Origin of the sequence: Micromonospora sp. NPDC048887, from assembly GCF_040649715.1 — a bacterium.
In the GTDB taxonomy this organism is placed as follows: domain Bacteria; phylum Actinomycetota; class Actinomycetes; order Mycobacteriales; family Micromonosporaceae; genus Micromonospora.
The window spans coordinates 483216-500909 of the sequence record NZ_JBEZGA010000001.1 but is presented as its reverse complement, the minus strand read 5'-3'; the positions used below and the strand labels follow the sequence as shown (position 1 = coordinate 500909).

At 73.5% G+C, this 17694-nt stretch carries 19 protein-coding genes; 8 read left to right on the top strand and 11 right to left on the bottom strand.

All coding sequences use genetic code 11. From position 1 onward, the window contains the following. Positions 1 to 122 precede the first annotated feature (122 nt). Positions 123 to 2513 carry an RICIN domain-containing protein gene (locus AB0C17_RS02355; RefSeq protein WP_357476414.1) on the top strand — a complete coding sequence of 797 codons (2391 nt, stop codon included), beginning with the start codon at positions 123 to 125 and terminating at the stop codon, positions 2511 to 2513. Positions 2514 to 2588: 75 nt separating this feature from the next. Next, on the top strand, positions 2589 to 3326 hold the full coding sequence (locus AB0C17_RS02350; protein ID WP_357390256.1) for a Clp protease N-terminal domain-containing protein: 738 nt from the start codon (positions 2589 to 2591) through the stop codon (positions 3324 to 3326). A gap of 49 nt (positions 3327 to 3375) precedes the next feature. Here the strand turns inward: AB0C17_RS02350 and AB0C17_RS02345 are convergent, their stop codons facing one another. Both AB0C17_RS02345 and AB0C17_RS02340 read right to left on the bottom strand, forming a co-directional pair. Next, entirely contained in the window at positions 3376 to 3894 is a 519-nt protein-coding gene (locus tag AB0C17_RS02345) for a hypothetical protein (protein WP_357390254.1), read from the bottom strand. A gap of 108 nt (positions 3895 to 4002) precedes the next feature. Then, entirely contained in the window at positions 4003 to 4185 is a 183-nt protein-coding gene (locus AB0C17_RS02340; RefSeq protein ID WP_357476292.1) for a DNA repair protein, read from the bottom strand. A 228-nt stretch (positions 4186 to 4413) separates the two neighbouring features. Between AB0C17_RS02340 and AB0C17_RS02335 the strand changes: the two genes are divergently transcribed. Beyond that, complete coding sequence (locus tag AB0C17_RS02335; protein WP_357476290.1) at positions 4414 to 5079, top strand: GNAT family N-acetyltransferase; 666 nt, start codon at positions 4414 to 4416, stop codon at positions 5077 to 5079. A gap of 205 nt (positions 5080 to 5284) precedes the next feature. On the opposite strand, the gene AB0C17_RS02330 is transcribed toward AB0C17_RS02335, so the two are convergent. The 4 genes from AB0C17_RS02330 to AB0C17_RS02315 form a co-directional block, all read right to left on the bottom strand. Then, positions 5285 to 5980 (bottom strand): TetR family transcriptional regulator, encoded by a 696-nt coding sequence (locus tag AB0C17_RS02330; protein ID WP_357476288.1) that lies wholly within the window; start codon positions 5978 to 5980, stop codon positions 5285 to 5287. Next, positions 5925 to 6401 (bottom strand): DCC1-like thiol-disulfide oxidoreductase family protein, encoded by a 477-nt coding sequence (locus AB0C17_RS02325; RefSeq protein ID WP_357476286.1) that lies wholly within the window; start codon positions 6399 to 6401, stop codon positions 5925 to 5927. The genes AB0C17_RS02330 and AB0C17_RS02325 overlap by 56 nt, the downstream gene beginning before the upstream one ends. Further along, positions 6398 to 6832, bottom strand: coding sequence for a hypothetical protein (locus AB0C17_RS02320; RefSeq protein WP_357390244.1), 435 nt, complete (start codon positions 6830 to 6832; stop codon positions 6398 to 6400). The genes AB0C17_RS02325 and AB0C17_RS02320 overlap by 4 nt, the downstream gene beginning before the upstream one ends. A gap of 119 nt (positions 6833 to 6951) precedes the next feature. Next, a complete protein-coding gene (locus AB0C17_RS02315; RefSeq protein WP_357390242.1) occupies positions 6952 to 8406 on the bottom strand; it encodes a glycoside hydrolase family 3 N-terminal domain-containing protein in 1455 nt (484 codons plus the stop codon). Positions 8407 to 8530: 124 nt separating this feature from the next. Here AB0C17_RS02315 and AB0C17_RS02310 point away from each other — a divergent pair, with 124 nt between their 5' ends. After that, positions 8531 to 9736, top strand: a complete 1206-nt coding sequence (locus tag AB0C17_RS02310) for an ROK family transcriptional regulator (RefSeq protein ID WP_357390240.1) — start codon at positions 8531 to 8533, stop codon at positions 9734 to 9736. Between the two features lie 92 nt (positions 9737 to 9828). Here the strand turns inward: AB0C17_RS02310 and AB0C17_RS02305 are convergent, their stop codons facing one another. Then, positions 9829 to 10839 (bottom strand): ABC transporter permease subunit, encoded by a 1011-nt coding sequence (locus AB0C17_RS02305; RefSeq protein WP_357390238.1) that lies wholly within the window; start codon positions 10837 to 10839, stop codon positions 9829 to 9831. Beyond that, positions 10836 to 11840, bottom strand: coding sequence for an ATP-binding cassette domain-containing protein (locus tag AB0C17_RS02300; RefSeq protein ID WP_357390236.1), 1005 nt, complete (start codon positions 11838 to 11840; stop codon positions 10836 to 10838). The genes AB0C17_RS02305 and AB0C17_RS02300 overlap by 4 nt, the downstream gene beginning before the upstream one ends. Before the next feature lie 120 nt (positions 11841 to 11960). On the opposite strand from AB0C17_RS02300, the gene AB0C17_RS02295 reads away from it, so the two are divergent. After that, positions 11961 to 12812, top strand: a complete 852-nt coding sequence (locus tag AB0C17_RS02295; RefSeq protein ID WP_357476283.1) for an ABC transporter ATP-binding protein — start codon at positions 11961 to 11963, stop codon at positions 12810 to 12812. 16 nt (positions 12813 to 12828) lie between these two features. After that, positions 12829 to 13725, top strand: a complete 897-nt coding sequence (locus AB0C17_RS02290; RefSeq protein WP_357390232.1) for a ribokinase — start codon at positions 12829 to 12831, stop codon at positions 13723 to 13725. 45 nt (positions 13726 to 13770) lie between these two features. Here AB0C17_RS02290 and AB0C17_RS02285 read toward each other — a convergent pair whose 3' ends face one another. Next, on the bottom strand, positions 13771 to 14535 hold the full coding sequence (locus AB0C17_RS02285; protein ID WP_357388282.1) for a hypothetical protein: 765 nt from the start codon (positions 14533 to 14535) through the stop codon (positions 13771 to 13773). Positions 14536 to 14629: 94 nt separating this feature from the next. On the opposite strand from AB0C17_RS02285, the gene AB0C17_RS02280 reads away from it, so the two are divergent. After that, positions 14630 to 16141: an alpha/beta fold hydrolase gene (locus tag AB0C17_RS02280; protein WP_357476281.1), complete on the top strand. Its 1512-nt coding sequence runs from the start codon at positions 14630 to 14632 to the stop codon at positions 16139 to 16141. Positions 16142 to 16151: 10 nt separating this feature from the next. Here AB0C17_RS02280 and AB0C17_RS02275 read toward each other — a convergent pair whose 3' ends face one another. Further along, positions 16152 to 16634 carry a DUF6232 family protein gene (locus AB0C17_RS02275; RefSeq protein ID WP_357388278.1) on the bottom strand — a complete coding sequence of 161 codons (483 nt, stop codon included), beginning with the start codon at positions 16632 to 16634 and terminating at the stop codon, positions 16152 to 16154. A 58-nt stretch (positions 16635 to 16692) separates the two neighbouring features. Between AB0C17_RS02275 and AB0C17_RS02270 the strand changes: the two genes are divergently transcribed. Further along, the gene (locus tag AB0C17_RS02270; protein WP_357388276.1) at positions 16693 to 17124 is read left to right on the top strand and encodes a nuclear transport factor 2 family protein; all 432 of its coding nucleotides are present in this window, start codon (positions 16693 to 16695) and stop codon (positions 17122 to 17124) included. On the opposite strand, the gene AB0C17_RS02265 is transcribed toward AB0C17_RS02270, so the two are convergent. Next, a complete protein-coding gene (locus AB0C17_RS02265) occupies positions 17070 to 17603 on the bottom strand; it encodes a DUF6232 family protein (RefSeq protein WP_357388274.1) in 534 nt (177 codons plus the stop codon). The genes AB0C17_RS02270 and AB0C17_RS02265 overlap by 55 nt on opposite strands. Between the last annotated feature and the right edge of the window lie 91 nt (positions 17604 to 17694).

Here is a 17694-nt window from a genome sequence, read left to right as displayed (position 1 = left end):
GCGTCGTTCGGTGGGGTGGGGGCCGGGGCGGCGAGGCGTTGACCAACCCGTGATGTGAACGCTAACATGCAGAACGTTCGATAGACGCGTGTCTATCTGGAGGTGGGTCGGTGTCCAGCAGGATGAGCCGAGGACATGTGGCGTGGCGACGGATGGCGTCGGCGGCGGTGGCCGCGATGGTGACGGCGCTCGCGCTGACCGTCCCCGCCGCGCCGGCCCGGGCGGCGACCGCCCTCACCGTCAACGGCGCCTCCGGCGGGCGCGCGCTCGACGGGGTCGGTGCGGTCAGCGGCGGCGGCGGAAACAGCAGACTCCTGATCGACTACCCGGAGCCGCAGCGCAGCGACATCCTCGACTACCTGTTCAAGCCGGGTTACGGCGCCGCGATGCAGCTGATGAAGGTGGAGATCGGCGGCGACACCAACTCCACCTCCGGCGCCGAGCCCAGCCACGAGCACACCCGGGGCGGCGTGAACTGCAACCGGGGCTACGAGTGGTGGCTGATGGAGCAGGCGCGGGCGCGGAACCCCGCCATCGCCCTGGTCGGTCTGGCCTGGGGAGCGCCCGGCTGGATCGGCAACGGCAACTTCTGGTCCACCGACTCGATCAACTACCTCGTCGGGTGGCTGGACTGCGCGGCGACGCACGGGCTGACCATCAACTACCTCGGCGGGTGGAACGAGAAGGGCTACAACACCACCTGGTACAAGAACCTGCGCTCCACGCTCGACTCCCGCGGCTACGGCAACGTGAAGATCGTCGCCTCGGACGACTTCGGGTGGGGCGCCGCCGACGACTCGCTGCGGGACCCGGCGTTCGCCAACGCGGTGCAGGTCTTCGGCAGCCACTACGTCTGCGGCTACCGCAGCGCCCAGACCAGCTGCCCCAGCTCCGCCAATGCGATCTCCACCGGCAAGCAGCTGTGGGCCAGTGAGAACGGCTCCGACGACTACAACGCCGGCGCGCCGGCCCTCGCCCGGGGCATCAACCGCGGCTACCTCGACGGCAGGATGACCGGGTACATCAACTGGCCGGTGATCGCCGCCATCACCCCCAACATCCCGTGGGCGACCACCGGTGTGGCGGTGGCGCAGCAGCCGTGGTCCGGCGCCTACTCGATCGGCAAGAGCACCTGGGTGATGGCGCACACCACCCAGTTCACGGCGCCGGGCTGGCGCTATCTCGACTCGTCCAGCGGCTACCTCGGGGGCAACCGCGGCAACGGCAGCTATGTCTCGCTGAAGTCCACAAACAACAGTGACTGGAGCACGGTCATCGAGACGCAGGACGCCGGCTCGTCCCAGCAGCTCGACGTCACCGTCACCGGCGGGCTCTCCGCCGGCACCGTGCGCGTGTGGGCGACGAACCTCAGGTCCAACAACAGCGCCGACCACTTCGTCCGGGGCGCCGACATCACACCGAACGGCGGGCGCTTCTCGCTCACCGTCCAGCCCGGCTACGTCTACAGCATCACCACCACGAGTGGGCAGGGCAAGGGCACGGCTGTCAGCCCGGTCCAGGGCACCCTGGATCTGCCGTACCGCGACAACTTCGACAGCTACGCCACCGGGCGCGAGGCCCGGTACCTGATGGACCAGCAGGGCTCGTTCGAGATCGTCGGCTGCGGTGGCGGCCGGACCGGACAGTGCGTCCGCCAGATGTCCGAGCAGGCGCCGATCTACTGGACGTCCGGCCAGGCCGAACCGTACGCCCTGCTGGGCGATCTGACCTGGCGCAACTACACGGTCTCCTCGGACGTGCTGCTGGAGAAGCCCGGCTACGCCCAGCTCATCGGCCGCGGCAACACCTACAACCACCAGGGCCCGCAGAACCTCAACGGCTACTACTTCCGGGTCACCGACGGCGGGGCCTGGTCGATCCGGAGCAACAACACCAGCGGCAACTGGCGCACCCTGGCCAGCGGCAACACCGCGACGCTGGGTACCGGACGCTGGCACAACCTCTCGTTGAAGCTCAACGGCAGCACCCTCACCGCGGCGATCGACGGCACCACCGTCGGCACCGTGTCGGACTCCGCCTGGGTGGCCGGCCAGATCGGGTACGGCACCGGCCAGGGCGTCACCGCCCAGTTCGACAACCTCGCGATCACGCCGGGCGACGGTTCCAGCGGCCCGACCGGAGAGGTGCGCAGCGCGAGCGCCAACCGCTGCCTCGACGTCAACGGCGCCAGCCAGGCCGACGGCGCGGTCGTGCAGATCTGGGACTGCAACGGTGGGCCCAACCAGCAGTGGACGGTCGGCACGAACAACCAGCTCGCCGTGTACGGCAACAAGTGCCTCGACGTCCCGGGCGCCGCGTCCGGCAGCCGTGCGCGGATCATGACCTGCACCGGCGGCAGCAACCAGCAGTGGCGGCTCAACGCCGACGGCACCATCGTCGGGGTCGGCTCGGGTCTCTGCCTGGACGTCAACGGGCAGGGCACCACAAACGGCACCGCGGTGCAGATCTGGACCTGCAACGGCGGCAGCAACCAGCGGTGGGTACGCGGCTGACCCGCAGGGTGGAACCTCGATCGCATCGTCAACCGAGGGTTGACCGCCGCGCCATCGTCAACCTATGGTTGACGCATGGAGGAGACCGAACCGCACAAGATGACCCATCCGGTACGCCTCGACGACCTCATCGACGGCATCAAGAAGGCACACACCGACGCGCTCGACCAGCTGGCTGACGCGGTCCTCGTCGCCGACCACCTGGGCGACGTCGCCGACCACCTCATCGGGCACTTCGTCGACCAGGCCCGCCGCTCCGGCGCCTCGTGGACGGAGATCGGCCGCAGCATGGGCGTGACCAAGCAGGCCGCCCAGAAGCGTTCCGCCGCCAAGGCGGAGACCGCCGCCACGCTCGACCCGAACTCCGGGTTCGGCCGGTTCACCCCACGCGCCCGCAACGTGGTGCTGGCCTCGCAGGAGGAGGCGCGGGCGGCGGGCAACGCCGAGGTCGCCCCGGGACACCTCGCGCTCGGGCTGCTCGCCGAGCCGGAAGGGCTCGCCGCCGCGACGATCGTGGCCCGGGGCGTACCCCTGGAACGGCTGCGGGAGGCCGTCACCGCGGCGCTGCCGGCGAAGGCCGATCGGGTTCCGGACGTCATCCCCTACGACGCGCGTGCCAAGAAGGCGCTGGAGCTGACGTACCGGGAGGCGCTGCGGATGGGCCACAACTACATCGGTACGGAGCACATCCTGCTCGCCCTGCTGGAGGAGGAGGGCGACGACGGGGTGCTGCGCGGGCTCGGCCTGGAGAAGCCCGCGCTGGAATCGGCGTTCGAGGCGGCGCTGGCCGAGATCACCCGGAAAGGGGCCTGACCCCGCGCCGGGCACGCGTCACGAGGGCGCGTGCCCGGGAGGCGGGGTGTCAGGCGGCGGTGGGGAAGCCGTACCGGGCGGCGTGCTCCGGGTCGGCGGGGTCGACCTGGCGGATGCCGGCGTCGGCCAGGCGCTTGTTCACCTCGTCGAGGTGTTCCCGGACCAGCCGGGCCTCCTCCTCGGTGACCCGGCCGCGATGCGGGCGCCCGGCGTGCTCGATCGTGCCGTAGTCGATCTTCTCGGTGGTACGGCGGGCCTTCGGCGGCTTGACCCGCTCGGCGGTACGCAGCAGTCGAGCCATCGGCACGTCGGTCGCCATCGCGTCGAACTCGCTCGCGGTCAGCACCACGCGACGCGGCTCGCCGTGGCCGTGCCGGTCGTGGATCTCCACCACCGCGACGTCGAGCGCCGCGTCGTCGATGCTCTCCACCTCGACCGGGGTGGCGTCGAGCTGCACGGGGCCGGCGACCAGATCCGGATGCTCCAGGACGACGACCTTGACCACCTCGTCGTCGGGGCTCAGCACCCGGCCGGTGAAGTCGGAGACGTGGATCGTCTTCTTGCCCATGCGCGGAGCTTCTCCTGTCGTAGGCCGGAAATCGGACCACAAGACGCTACCGCACAGGTGTGCGAAGGCCGGTACGCCGCCCGGGCCGGTGTGTCGTCGCCCGCCCTCTCAGAGCGGGGTCAGGCCTTGCCGCGAGGCGGCGGCCGGCTGGGCGTTCACCTCGGCCCAGGAGGTGGCCCGGTCGCGGCGCTCACGGTACGCCGGCTGCGCCGGGAATCGTCCGGCGTCCGCCGCGGCCCGCCAGCCGCGCTCCGCGTCCTGCTGGAATCGGTCATTCGGTTCGTGAGGCATGACCACTACCGTCCCAGAGAAACTTGTACATGTATGGAAATGGATGTGACGCAGGGTCGATGCCTTCGGTTCCGCGAAGCGCCGGAATCCTGCGGCCGGTGGCGGAAGCGGGAATCGGCACCCGTCGCTGGCGTGCCGACCCTCTACCCATCGACCGCGCGTCTCAACCCCGGTGCGATCGGCCGATTCCGCGGGCACGGGCGCGGCGGCACGGCGTACCATGATCACGTGCTCGACCGGCGGGTCTTCCTTCATCTGGCGACCTGGCTGGGGCAGTGGCCGGCGGGCCCCGGGCTGCACGTGGTCCGGTCCTACCGCCGCGCCCGTCCGGCCTGGGACGGGCGGCTGCGCCCGGCCGTCGCGGTGACGGCGGACGACAGCACAGTCCTCTCGGTCGCCGCGGACCGGGTGGAGGCGGTACGGGCGCTGGTGCGTGACCGGCCGCTCGGGGAGTGGCTGCCCGCCCTGCCGGGCGTGGTCGGCACACCCGAGTTCATCGCGCACACGTCGGTCCTGCGCTGGTGCACCGACCCGGCGCCGCTGCCCGAGGTGGGGGAGTGGGTGCCGCCCACGCTGCCCGGACTGCCGCCGTGGCTGCGGCTGTTCGACCGGGAGGTGCTCGTGGTCCGGGGTGCTGACGGCGCGTACCGGGCCGGCGTGGGGATCAAGCGGCACGACGCGTACGGGCACGAGCTGGCGGTGGGCGCGGCGCCGGCGGCGCGCGGGCGCGGCCTGGCCCGGCGGCTGGTCGCGCAGGCCGCGCGCCGGGTGCTGGACGAGGGTGCGATCCCCACCTACCTGCACGACCCGGGAAACGCCGCGTCCGCGCGGGTGGCCGAGGCGGCCGGATTCCCGGATCGGGGCTTCACCGCGTTCGGCGTCTTCCCCCGTTGAGCGGCTGCTCCCGCCGAGCCGGCGAATTCCGCTGACCGGTCCGGCGCGGACCGTGGATCCCGGGCCGGATCCACGGTCCGCAGCTTTCCTCCCAGGCCCCGGCACCGGTAACGCTATGTGCTAGAGCCGGTGGTGAACAAGGGGTGCGTCGCTGTCCGGTAATGGACTCTCACCTGCGGGATCGTCAGTCACTGGGTCAGTCGGGTCAGTGACGCAGCGTGCTTATCAGGGCGAGGGTCTGGCGGGTGACCGGGCGCAGCACGCGCAGCCGGGACAGCGCCACCAGCCGGTCCACGAGCGGCACCACGCCGTCGATGAGCTGCCGGGTCTTCACCTGCCCGTCCGAGCGGTCGTGCACCCAGTAGAGCACCACGCCCATGTAGCCGAGCCAGAGCAGCTCGGGCAGGGCCTCACGCAGCTCGGCGTCGAGCTTGGCGGTGGAACCGGTCAGCGCCTCACGGAACAGCGCTATCGACATGTCCCGGGGGGCCGACGACTCGGCGGAGAACGGGCTCAGCGGCGAGGTCGGCTCGGCCGCCGTCTTGAAGAAGGCGCCAGCGAACGCGTGGTACGGGCTCAGCACGTCGATGCCCGCGTGCAGCACCCCGGCCAGTCGCGGGCCGAAGTCCCGTTCCCGGGCGAGCACCGTGTCGGCCGCCGCCCGGTGCTCGCGCTGGGTGCCCGCGTAGAACTCCTGGACCAGGTGTTCCTTGGAGTCGAAGTAGTAGTAGGCGTTGCCCACCGCCACGCCCGCCTCCTGGGCGACCGCGCGCATCGTCGTGCGCGCGTATCCGCGCTCGCGGAACAGCCGCATCGCGGTGTCCAGGATCAGCTGGCGGGTCTGCTCACCCCGGGCCGTCGACCCGCTCGCAGCGGTCGTCGGCGCACTCTGCTCGGTCATCGTCGTCACCGTATCCCGGTTCCCGGATCCGCTCGCGGACCGCGGAGGCGGTCGCCACCATCCGCCGGGCCAGCGGCAGCAGGTGTGGGCGGGCCAGCCGTTCGGCCGTGCCGCGATGCTCGGCGAGCGCCCAGAGGCAGGCGAACCAGGCGCCGTCGCCGCGGTAGACCGCGCCGGTGTCGGCCACCACCGTCAGGTCGCGCAACGTGGCGTCGTGGTCCAGCCCGGGAAAGCGCCGCCGGGCCTCGGCGGACCCGGCCGGCACGAACTCCAGCGGTACGAGCTGGGCACGCGAGGCGAGCCACCGCTTGGCGGCCCGGCACATCGGGCAGCCCGCGTCGTACAGGACGGTGAACCAGCGGATCCCACCGGCCCCGTGCCCGGTGGGATCCTGCTGGTGCCCGCCCGCGGCGGACGTCACCGGGCCGGCGGGTTCGGCCCCGCCGGTACCGGTCCGCCCTGCGGCGGGAGCATTCTGACCGGCGGCAGCGGCGGGTGGGTGGCCTGCTGGCGCAGGCGGCCGCGCCGGTATCGGCCGAGTGCGAAGACGTTGAAGAAGTGCAGCGCACCCAGCACCAGCAGGACCAGCCCCACCTTCATGGAGAGCTGCTCCAGCGCCTGGCTGGTGTCGCCGACCGGGTCGGACTCCTTCATGGCCACCGTGACGTAGCCGAGGTTGAGCAGGTAGAACCCGACCACCAGCAGGCTGTTCACCGCCTCGGCCAGCCGGCTGTCGGCGAACACGTCCTGCAGGAACACCAACCCGTTGCGGGACAGCGCCCGCGCCACCCAGATGGTCAGACCGATGCTCACCGTCAGGTAAGCCAGGTACATCCAGACCTTCGCGTCCATCCCCCGTCGCCCCTCTTGAACGTGTTCAAATTCAGGGCCTGAGCGTACGACATATTTTGAATGCGTTCAATAGTGCGGCCCGCCGTTCGGGAAACAGCGGGCCGGGAGTGGGGAGTGGGTCAGGCCGTCAGGCGGAGCACCTCGGCGGCGGCCCGGCCGTTGGCGTGGCTGGCGCCGTGGGTGGCGACGAAGGCGCGCGCGCCCGCCGGCCGCCACGCACCAGGCCAGCCCATCTCGACCACCGTCACCTGATGCGTGGCGGCCAGCGCCTCGACCAGCTCGCGCGCGCCGGGCAGGCGGTGCAGGTGTCGTCCGACGAGCACGATCGGCCGGTCACCGGCGAGCCGCCGGACCTGCTCCGGGTCGGTCTCGCCCGCCACCGCGCGGGCCTGCTCGACCCCGGCGGCCAGGTGCGGGCCGAGCCCCCACGGCACCCGGCCCTCGGCGATGGTGGAGGTGGCGTGCACCTGCACCACGAGCGGCGCGGTGGCGCGGGTGAGGTCGCCCTCGACCCGTACCGCCCGCAGCGCGGCGGCGTAGCCGAGGCCCGCGACGGCGGGCGGCCGGGCGGCGGCGGGGCCGGTGGCGGCGGCGAGCGCCGCGGTCCGGCCGGCGGCCTCCTCGACCCGCTCACGCGCCAGCCGGCCGTCGCCGATCGCCGCGACGATCTCGGCGGCGACCGACTCGACCAGTTCGGCGTCCACCCGGGCGCCGACGCAGAGCAGATCCGCGCCGGCGGCCAGGGCCCGGACCGCGCCCGGACCGACCCCGCCGGCGGCGAGCACCGCGCCCTTCATCTCCAGCGCGTCGGTGATGACGGCGCCGGTGAAGCCGTACTCGACGCGCAGCAGGTCGTGCAGGACCGCGCGGCTGAACGTGGCCGGGCCGTCGCCGGTCAGCGCCGGCACCCGGATGTGCGCTGTCATCACCGCGCGGACGCCCGCGTCGACCACGGCGGCGAACGGCGGCAGGTCGCGTTGCCGAAGGACCGACGGCGGCACGTCGACTGTGGGCAGTTCGTGGTGCGAGTCGGCGACCGTGGCGCCGTGCCCGGGGAAGTGCTTGGCGCAGGCGGACACGCCCGTCGACTGGAGACCGGCGACGGCGGCGGCGGAGTGGACCGCCACCCGTTCCGGGTCCGCCCCGAACGAGCGGGTGCCGATCACCGGGTTCTCGTCGGCGGTGTTCACGTCGACAGTGGGTGCCAGGTCGACGGTGATGCCCAGAGCGGCCAGTTCCGCGCCGATCGCCGCGTACACCTGCCGGGTGAGGCCGGGGTCGTCCACCGCCCCGAGCGCGGCGTTGCCCGGGTACGGGCTGCCGGTGGCGTGCGCCAGCCGGGTGACGTCGCCGCCCTCCTCGTCGATCGCGAGGATCACGTCGGAGCGGCCGGCGCGCAGCGCCGCGGTGGACGCCGCCACCTGGGCCGGGTCGTGGATGTTGGTGCCGAACAGGGTGTGCCCGGCGAGCCCGTCGGCGAGCAGGTCGACCGCCCAGTCCGGCGGGACCGGTCCCGGGTACGCGGCCAGCAGCGTGCCCAGCGCGAGCCGGCGCAGTCCTGGATCCAGACCCACGAGTATCCCCTTTCCCTGCCGGGTCGTCCGACCGCTGCGGACGGGGGCGGCCGATACGCTAACGGGCACCCCTCGGCAGGCGTTTTGTGGTTAGAAAACTTTACTGAAAATTGAGGACGTTGGCATGAGTGCGACCCGGCTGCCCGGCACCCCCCGACTCCTGCGGGCGCTCAACGATCGTGCGGCGCTGGAGCTGCTGCTCGAACGCGGCCCGCTGACCCGGGCCCGGATCGGTGAGCTGACCGGGCTGTCCAAGGTCACCGCGTCCCAGCTCGTCGAGCGGCTGGAGGAGCGCGGCCTGGTCGCCCGGGTCGGCGAGCAGGCCGGCGGGCGGGGCCCGAACGCCCAGCTCTACGCCGTCCGGCCGGGCAGCGCGTATGTGGTGGGCGTGGACGTGGGCGCGGAGCGGGTGGTGGCGGCCTGCGCCGACATCACCGGCACCGTGGCCGGCCGGGTCGAGCAGTCCACCAAGGACACCGACGACCCGGTCGGCGTGGTGCACAACGCGGTCGTCCAGGCGGCCAGCAGCGCCGGGGCGGAGCTGTCCGCCGTCCGGCGCGTCGTGCTCGGCACCCCCGGCCTGGTCGACCCGCAGACCGGCGACATCACGTTCGCGTTCAACCTGCCGCGCTGGCACAGCGGCCTGCTCGCCGCGCTCCGCGAGGACCTGGACACCCCTGTCGTCTTCGAGAACGACGTGAACCTGGCGGCGGTGGCCGAGGCGCAGTCCGGCGCGGCCCGGGGCACAGCCGACTTCGTGCTCGTCTGGGTGGACGCGGGCGTCGGCCTGGCGATCATGCTGGGCGGGCGGCTGCACCACGGCAGCAGCGGCGCGGCGGGCGAGATCGGCTACCTGCCGGTGCCGGGCGCACCCATCCCGCGCGACGTGTCCAAGCGGGCCAAGCCGGCGTTCCAGCAGCTCGTCGGCGCCGACGCGGTACGCGCGGTGGCAGCCGAGCACGGTTTCGCCAGCCCGGACGCGGCGGAGCAGGGCGTCGCGGCGGCCCGGGCGGCCGAGGTGGTACGCGCGGCCATCGCCGCCGGCACCGCCGGTGGGCCGATGCTCGACGAGCTGGCCCGGCGGCTGGCGCTCGGTGTGGCGAGCACCTGCGTGGTGCTCGACCCGCCGCTCGTGGTGCTCGCCGGCGCGGTCGGACAGGCCGGCGGCGCGGCGCTTGCCGAGCGGGTGCAGCACGAGGTCGCCGCGATCACGCTGGTCCGGCCCCGGGTGGTGACCACCGGGCTGACCGAGGAGCCGATCCTGCGCGGCGCGCTGCGTACCGCGCTGGACGCGGTGCGTGACGAGGTGTTCGGCTCGACGGTCGGCTGACCGCGTCGTGCACCCTGGCGCCATGTGAAGGAATCCTTCATCATGGCGTCAGGGTTCGCAAGGAGTTGCCGGGTCGGGGCGCCGTCCGTCTGTCAGATCAGGTCGCGGCGGCGGAACACGGTGAACGCCGCCGTCACCAGCGCGCCGGTGAGCCCGAGCAGCACCACCAGCCCTGACGGCCAGGTCAGCGTGTAGGAACCGTCGCAGTAGCCGGAGATCCCGGGACCGCAGGAGTTGTTGTCCCAGAGCCGCACCTCACCGGACAGCCACGCCGTCAGATAGCTGGACAGCATGTACCGGTCCGGCCGGCCCACCTGAAGGATCTGGAACACCAGCCTCGCCCCCAGCTCCCACACCACCACGTACGCGGCCACCGTGCCGAGCGCCGCCGAGGTGTGCCGGCCCAGCGTGGCCACGGCGAACCCGAGCGCCGCGGCGAGCAGCACCAGCACCAGCCCGCGTACCCAGATCGCGGCGAGCGACGGCCAGAAGTCGCCGCTGGTACGCCCGACCAGCCCGGAGGCCTGGCCGATCAACCAGAACGCCCCGAGGTACGCCACCGACGCCAGCACCGACAGGCCGAGCAGGCCGCCCAGCAGCGTGCCGAGCTTTGTGGCGAGCACCGTCTGCCGCCGGGGCCGCCACAGCAGCAGGTTGACCACCCCGCCCGAGGTCAGGTCGGCCCCGATGTAGGAGGCGCCGACCAGGAACCCGAACAGGGTCAGGAACGCGATCAGGAAGTAGAGCAGCGGCTCGGCCTCCTTGGCGAAGACGAAGACGCCGCTGAGGTAGTCGGCCGCGCTCGGCAGCTCCTCGATCTGCGCCGGGTCGATCTGGGCGCAGTCGCGCGGCAGGTAGTCGTTCTCGCTCGGCGGGAGCGAGCCCTCCCGGATTCGCAGGCAGCGGTCGTACGTCATCTCCATCTGGCGGACGCTCTCCGCCGCCTGCGCCTGGGCCCGGCTCAGCTCCGCCGGGCTCGGCCGGTGCGAACCGGCGAGCGTGGTCACCACGGTCACCGCGAAGGCGACACCCAGCAGCACCACCATGAGCTGCACGAAACGCCGGGCGGCCAGCCGCTCCAGCTCGGCCCGGACCAGGTTCACGCGTCCACCTCCCGGATCTCCCGGACGTCGAGATCGATCACTCCGTCGCGCGGTGGCGCGCCGTCGACCTGCCGTGGCACCGCCACGTGTTCGTCGCCGCCGGTCAGCTCCAGGAAGACGCTCTCCAGGTCCGGCCGCAGCGGGACCAGCTCGCGTACCCACACGCCCTGCTCGCCGAGCGTCCGGCTGATCGTCTCCGGATCCACCACACCGGTCACCACCAGGTGGTCCGGCTCGACGGACACCGACAGGCCAGCCCGGCCCAGCACCTGCCCGGCCTGCTCCGGGGCGGCCACCCGTACCCGCCACTGGTGCTTGTCGAAGCCGGCCAGCACGTGCGCCACCGGCCCGTACGCGACCCGCCGTCCCCGGCTCACGATCGTCACGTGGTCGCAGATCAGCTGGATCTCGGCGAGGATGTGGCTGGACAGCAGCACCGTCACCCCGGCCTCGGCCAGCGACCGGGTCAGGTCGCGCATCTCCCGGATCCCGGCCGGGTCCAGCCCGTTCGCCGGTTCGTCAAGGATCAGCAGTTCCGGGCTCTTCAGCAGGGCCGACGCGACCGCCAGCCGCTGCTTCATGCCCAGCGAGTAGCCCTTGACCCGCTCGTCGCCCCGCTCGCGCAGCCCGACCTGCTCCAGCACCTCGTCCACCCGGATGGTCGGCACACCCCCGGCCAGCGCCAGCAGCCGCAGCGTCCGGCGCGCGGTGAAGTTGGCGAAGAACTGCGGGCTCTCCACGATCGCGCCGACCCGCCCGGACACGTCCGGCAGGCGCTCGGGTGACTCGGCGCCCAGCACGCGCATCCGCCCGGCGTCCGGCCGGACCAACCCCAGCAGCGCGCGCAGCGTGGTGGTCTTCCCGGACCCGTTCGGCCCCAGGAAGCCGTGCACCTGACCCGCCTCGACCAGCATGTCGAAGTCGTCGACGGCGATCCGGCGGCCCTGACGCAGCGTGTGGAACGTCTTGCGTAGACCGGCGATCTCGATGACCGGGCTCATCCGCGCTCCTCCCGGCAGCGGTCGGTCATGGGTGTCCTTCCGGAAGCGGTGACCAACGACACGGCGCCCCACCCTATGGCGGCGGCGCCGCCCGTGGGGGGCGCCGGGCCGGGTGCGTGATTGGATGGAGCGGTGACTGGTGACCTGATCCCCGGCGCCCCGGGCGCCCTCGCCCCCTCGACCGTGGACGCGGATCTGGTGGTCAGCCTCGACGGGGTCGGCGTCAAGCGTTCCGGCACGGCGCTGGTGCACGACGTCGACTGGCAGGTCGAGCTGGACGAACGGTGGGTGGTGCTCGGTCCGAACGGCGCGGGCAAGACGACGCTGCTCAATCTGGCCGCCGGGCGGCTGCACCCGACCAGCGGCGTCGCGCACGTGCTCGGCGAGCGCATCGGCCGTACCGACGTCAACGAGCTGCGTACCCGCGTCGGCCTGTCCACGGCGACGCTCGCCGAGCGGATCCCCGCCGAGGAGCGGGTCGTCGACGTGGTGGTGACCGCCGCCTGGTCGGTGGTCGGCCGCTGGCGGGAGAGCTACGACCGCACCGACGAGGCCCGCGCCGCCGCGTTGCTGCACCAGCTCGGCGTCGGCCACCTCACCGACCGCGTGTACGGCACGCTGTCCGAGGGCGAGCGCAAGCGGACGCAGATCGCCCGCGCGCTGATGACCGACCCGGAGCTGCTGCTGCTCGACGAGCCCGCCGCCGGGCTCGACCTGGGTGGGCGCGAGGACCTGGTGGCCCGGCTGGCCGAGCTGGCGTACGACCCGGACGCGCCGGCAATGGTGCTGGTCACCCACCACGTCGAGGAGATCCCGCCCGGCTTCACCCACGCGCTGCTGCTGCGCGAGGGCGGCGTGGTGGCGCAGGGCCTGCTCGCCGACGTGCTCACCGCCGACAACCTGTCGAAGACGTTCGGCCTGCCGCTGGTGGTCACGCGGTCCGGCGACCGCTGGGCCGCCCGCGCCGCCTGAGCGACGGGACGAAACAGTGCCGCAGACCCGGGTCGCCGTCGTCGGCAGCGCCAACATGGACCTCGTCGGCATCGGCGCCGCGCTGCCCCGGCCCGGCGAGACCGTGCTCGGCGACGACTTCGTCATGCTGCCCGGCGGCAAGGGCGCCAACCAGGCGGTCGCGGCGGTACGCGCCGGCGCGTCATGCGTCTTCCTCGGCGCGATCGGCTCGGACTCGTTCGGGGTGACGCTGCGGGCCCGGATGACAGCCGCCGGCGTGGACACCGGCCACCTGCGGGTGGTCTACGGCCCGTCCGGCGTCGCGCTGGTCATGGTCGGCGGCGCGGGGGAGAACGCCATCCTGGTCACCCCGGGGGCGAACGCCGCGTTCACGTCGCTGTCCGCCGACGAGCTGTCCGCCGTACGCGACGCCGACGTGCTTGTCGCGCAGCTGGAGGTGCCGGTCGAGACGGTGACCGAGGCGGCGCTGGCGGCCCGGTCGGCGGGCACCCGGGTGGTGCTGAACGCCGCGCCGGCCCGGCCGGTGCCGGCCGAGCTGCTGGCGGCCACCGACCTGCTCGTGGTGAACGAGCCGGAGGCGCAGGCGCTGACCGGCCGGGGCCGGGACGAGCCGGCGGCGCTGCTGGACCTGGTGCCCCGGGCGGTGCTGACGCTCGGCGGTGACGGCGCCTGGTACGTCGACCGGGACCGGCCGGCGACACACGTGCCGGCGGTGCCGGTGGACGTGGTCGACTCGACAGCCGCCGGGGACGCGTTCACCGCCGCGCTCGCGGTGGCCTGGGGCGAGGGGCGGGACCTGGCCGACGCGGTGCGCTGGGCGGCGGCCGCCGGTGCGGCGTGCGTACGCAAGCTCGGCGCCTCGGTGGCGCTGCCGCACCGCGCGGAGATCGACGAGCTGTTCGGCGAGTGTTAAGAAGGGTCCCTTCCTCTACCGGAGGCGTTAAGAAGGGGCCCTTCCTTACACCTCGTCGGTGCGGCGCTCGCCGCGACGGCGCAGCATGCCGAGCCCGGGGATGCCGGCGACCGCGAGCTTGAGGTCGCGTGTGACGTCCAGCAGGTCGTGCAGGTCCGGGCCGACCCGGTCGAGCGTGGCCAGGATCGGCAGCACGTCCGAGGTCAGGTGCTGCTTGAGCTTCGGCAGCTCGTCGACGAGCCGGATCGCGGCGGTGACCTCCTCCGGGCTGAGCTGCTCCACGAAACGCGCCGCCATCGGCGCGGCCCGGCGCAGCGTCGCCTCGTACGCGGACAGCAGCTCGTTCGCGACGCCGGTCGCCTTCTCGGCGGTGGCGAGGGTGCCCGCCGCCCGCGCGGTCACCGTCTCCGCCTCGGTCACCACACCGGCCGCGCTGCGGGCCACCCGGTCGGCCTCGCCGACCACTGTGGCCGCCGCCTCGGAGACCCGCTGCGCCTCGCCGACCACGACAGTCGCGGCGGCGGCCACCTCGGTCGCCGTGTCGATCGCCGCGGTGGCGGCGGCGCTGATCACCGCCACCTCGCGGACCGCCGTCTCGGCGTCGGTGAGCACCCGGTCGGTGCGGTCGAGCGTGCCCTCGATCCGGTCCACCACCCCGTTGATCCGCCGCAGCAGCGCCTCCACCTCGTCGAGCACGGCGAACGCGCGGGCGGGCACCGCCGCGAACGCGCCGGCCGAGCCGAGCGCCTGGTCCACTGCGGTACGGGTGAGGCCGAGCACGGCGCCGGGCCGGGGAAGAGGGATCGCCATGGCATCCAGTGTGCGGCGTCGGGGCCAGTGCCGCCCGGCGGCGGCGAGGCGGCGAAGGTCACGCCGGACCCTCGGCGGAGCGTAGGGTGCCGGCATGCCCACCCCCGGCCCGGCGTCGCGGCGACTGCTCGCCTGCGGCGTGGTCGCGCTGCTCGCCGTCCTCCTCGGCGCGCTGCTCCTGGCCCGCGCCGACGCCGGCCTGAGCACCGGGCGGGCGACGGTGGCCGGGGTGCCGCTGACCGAGGTCCGGGCGGACGGGGTGGGCGGTGACCGGCGGCCCGGGGTGGTGATCGCGCACGGCTTCGCCGGGTCCGCCCGGCTGATGCGGCCGATCGCCGACTCGGTGGCCCGCCAGGGCGGGATCGCGGTGCTGCTCGACTTCGCCGGCCACGGCGCCAGCCGATCCCGGCTGCCGGGCGCCGGGCGGGACGACGAACGCACCCGGGCGCTGCTGCGGCACGACCTGGACGTCGCCGTCGCGTGGCTGCGCGGGCGTCCCGGCGTCGACCCGGACCGGATCGTCCTGGTCGGGCACTCGATGGGCGCCGGTGCGGTCACCCGGTACGCGGTGGCGCATCCGGAGATCGACCGGACCGTGGCGATCTCGCTGCCCGACGGCGGCGACGTGCCGGCCGGGTGGCCGGGGAGGCTGACGCTCGTGGTGGGCGGGCTGGAGTTCGCCGGGTTCCGCCAGGCGGTCGACGTGGCGACGCGGGACGCGCCACCGGGCACCCGCACGCGGGTGGTGGCACCCGGCACCGAGCACGTGTCGGTGCTGTTCGCGCCGCGTACCCACGTCGCGGTGCTGGACGCGCTTCCGCGTCGTACCGGCGGTCCGTCGCCGGCCCCGACGACCCGGCCGGGTGCCGCAGCCCTGCTGCTGGCCGGGCTCGCGCTGGGCTTCGTGCCGCTGGCGGCGCTGCTGCCGCGCCGGACCGTGGCGGGTGCCGGCGGTCCGCGCGCCGGCGCGGGTGACGGCCCGGACACCGGCCGGTGGCTCGCCGCGACGGTGGCGGCGGCCGGGCTGGCCGCGGTGCTGGCCGCGCTCCTGCCGACCGCTCGGCTGCCGCTCGCCGTGGGCGGATACGTCGCGGTGTTCCTGCTGCTCACCGGCGTGCTGCTGGCCGGCGCGCGGCACCTCGTGCGCCCCGCACGGCCCGTCGCGCGGCCACCGGCGGACGCGAGCGCCGCAAGAATCGCCGTGGTCGCCGTCGTGCTCCTCGGGTACGCGGTGCTCGCGGTCGCGTTGCCGATTCACCTCGGTCTCACCTCGACCGTGCCGGTCGGGGCCCGGTGGTGGCTGCTGCCGCTGGTGACGCTCTGCTGCCTGGTCTTCCTGCTCGGTGCGCAGCGGCTCGTCGACGGCGACGGCGTCCGCTACGCGGCCACCTGCGGGATCGCCGTGCTGGTGCTGGCCGTCGCGGCGGTGCTCGGACTGGCGCCCGGGTTCGTGCTGCTGGTGGTGCCGCTGTTCGCGGCGCTGGTGGCCTGGCAGGCGGCCTGGGCCGCGGTGCTGCGCCGCCGGGCGGCGCCGTGGTGGCTGCCGCCGCTGGTCGGGGCGGTGGTGCTGGCCTGGCCGATGGCGACCACGCTGCCGCTGGCCTGACCGACGCCGTCTATCTGCTGTCGGTCTGCTGCTCCACGGCGCGTTGCACGGCCCGGTAGATCTGCCCGAACCGCAGCGCGTCCGGCGTACGGACCAGCATCGTCTCCCGGCCGTGGTGCTGCACCCAGAGTTCGTGCACCCGGTTGCCGCGTTCGTAGGAGCGGTCCAGCCAGCCGAGCGGCACTTCCAGGAACGGGGTGAGTGCCAGGCCCACCACCACGAACGCGGCCAGGATGATCAGGGCCAGTTTCCACTCGCCCCGGTCCTGCGCGGACCAGGCCAGCGAGAGCACGCAGACCACGGCGACCAGTGGTGGCAGCGACAGCAGCAGGACCAGCACGCCCCGGCCCAGCACCCGTCCCCGGACGGCGAGTGTGGTGGTGCCGCGCGCGTGCCAGACGTAGGTGACGTCGGCGAGCGCGACGACCTGCCCGCCCGCGTGGATCGCCTCCGAGGTGACCTGCACGGCGTCGTCCCGGTAATAGAGGACCATGAATCAGCCTAACCGCGCGTGTCGATGCCGGCGACGCGTGCGCCGTAGGCTGCTGGGCATGACGGACCGGAACGGGGCCGGAACCGGCGGCGACGAGCAGGCGCGCAACGTCGAGGTGGTCAAGCGCTACCTGCGCACCTTCGTCACGAAGGACCTCGCCGAACTGGCCGAGGTGGTCGACGAGGACGTGGAGATCTACGGATCCGGCACGGCGGTACGCGGCCGGCGCTATCCCGAGGCCGCCGTCTCCTCACCCGGCCTGACAGTGCTCGACCAGGAGATCCGGGAGATCTTCGCGGCCGGGGACCGGGTGGTGGTGTCGCTGGCGCAGACGTACCGGCGGGACGCGACAGGGGCGACCACGGTGCAGAGCGCCTGCAAGATGTACCGCCTGGCCGGTGGCCGGATCGTGCAGTTCTGGGGTGAGCAGGACACCTACGGCCTGCTGCGCGGGCTCGGCCTGCTGCCGGACGGACCGATCACGTTCTGACCGGAGGCGGGACGACCCGGCGCGGCGGGCAGGCTCTCCATGGCGCGCTGCACCGCCCGGTAGATCTGCCCGAAGCGCATCGCGTCGCGGGTGTGCAGCAGCCGCACCGTCTGACCCCGCCACTGGGCCCACATCTCCATCTCCCGGCTGCCCCGGGCGTAGGAGCGGTCCAGGTGCTCGAAGAGGAAGTCGGCGAGCGGCCCGACGGCGAGGCCGACCAGCACCGAGACGCCCACGATGGCGATGGTGACCACCGCCGAGCGTTGCAGCCACACGGCCAGCCCGATGCCCAGCACGGCGGTCACCAGCGGCCCGGCGAGCGCGGCGCCGATCGCGCCGCGGCCGGCGAGCACCCGCCAGGACCGGTCGCCCTGCCGGTGCCACACGGTGGCCAGCTCGGCCAGCGGGTAGCTGCGCCCGTCCACCCGTACCGCGGTGGAGGTGACCTGGACGGAACGGTCGTCGTAGTAGGTGATCATGGCCTCACTCCCGGTGGCGGGCCGGCGGCGACTGCGGCGCGGCGACCTGGGAGCCGCCGACACCACACTGTCTACCCCAACGAGGCGAGTC

What these genes read in the sequence shown, in the direction of transcription:
- AB0C17_RS02355 (WP_357476414.1), top strand. Translation starts at nt 123, where the DNA reads ATGAGCCGAGGACATGTGGCGTGGCGACGGATGGCGTCGGCGGCGGTG.
- AB0C17_RS02350 (WP_357390256.1), top strand. Translation starts at nt 2,589, where the DNA reads ATGGAGGAGACCGAACCGCACAAGATGACCCATCCGGTACGCCTCGAC.
- AB0C17_RS02345 (WP_357390254.1), bottom strand. Translation starts at nt 3,894, where the DNA reads ATGGGCAAGAAGACGATCCACGTCTCCGACTTCACCGGCCGGGTGCTG.
- AB0C17_RS02340 (WP_357476292.1), bottom strand. Translation starts at nt 4,185, where the DNA reads ATGCCTCACGAACCGAATGACCGATTCCAGCAGGACGCGGAGCGCGGC.
- AB0C17_RS02330 (WP_357476288.1), bottom strand. Translation starts at nt 5,980, where the DNA reads ATGACCGAGCAGAGTGCGCCGACGACCGCTGCGAGCGGGTCGACGGCC.
- AB0C17_RS02320 (WP_357390244.1), bottom strand. Translation starts at nt 6,832, where the DNA reads ATGGACGCGAAGGTCTGGATGTACCTGGCTTACCTGACGGTGAGCATC.
- AB0C17_RS02310 (WP_357390240.1), top strand. Translation starts at nt 8,531, where the DNA reads ATGAGTGCGACCCGGCTGCCCGGCACCCCCCGACTCCTGCGGGCGCTC.
- AB0C17_RS02300 (WP_357390236.1), bottom strand. Translation starts at nt 11,840, where the DNA reads ATGAGCCCGGTCATCGAGATCGCCGGTCTACGCAAGACGTTCCACACG.
- AB0C17_RS02285 (WP_357388282.1), bottom strand. Translation starts at nt 14,535, where the DNA reads ATGGCGATCCCTCTTCCCCGGCCCGGCGCCGTGCTCGGCCTCACCCGT.
- AB0C17_RS02280 (WP_357476281.1), top strand. Translation starts at nt 14,630, where the DNA reads ATGCCCACCCCCGGCCCGGCGTCGCGGCGACTGCTCGCCTGCGGCGTG.
- AB0C17_RS02275 (WP_357388278.1), bottom strand. Translation starts at nt 16,634, where the DNA reads ATGGTCCTCTATTACCGGGACGACGCCGTGCAGGTCACCTCGGAGGCG.
- AB0C17_RS02270 (WP_357388276.1), top strand. Translation starts at nt 16,693, where the DNA reads ATGACGGACCGGAACGGGGCCGGAACCGGCGGCGACGAGCAGGCGCGC.
- AB0C17_RS02265 (WP_357388274.1), bottom strand. Translation starts at nt 17,603, where the DNA reads ATGATCACCTACTACGACGACCGTTCCGTCCAGGTCACCTCCACCGCG.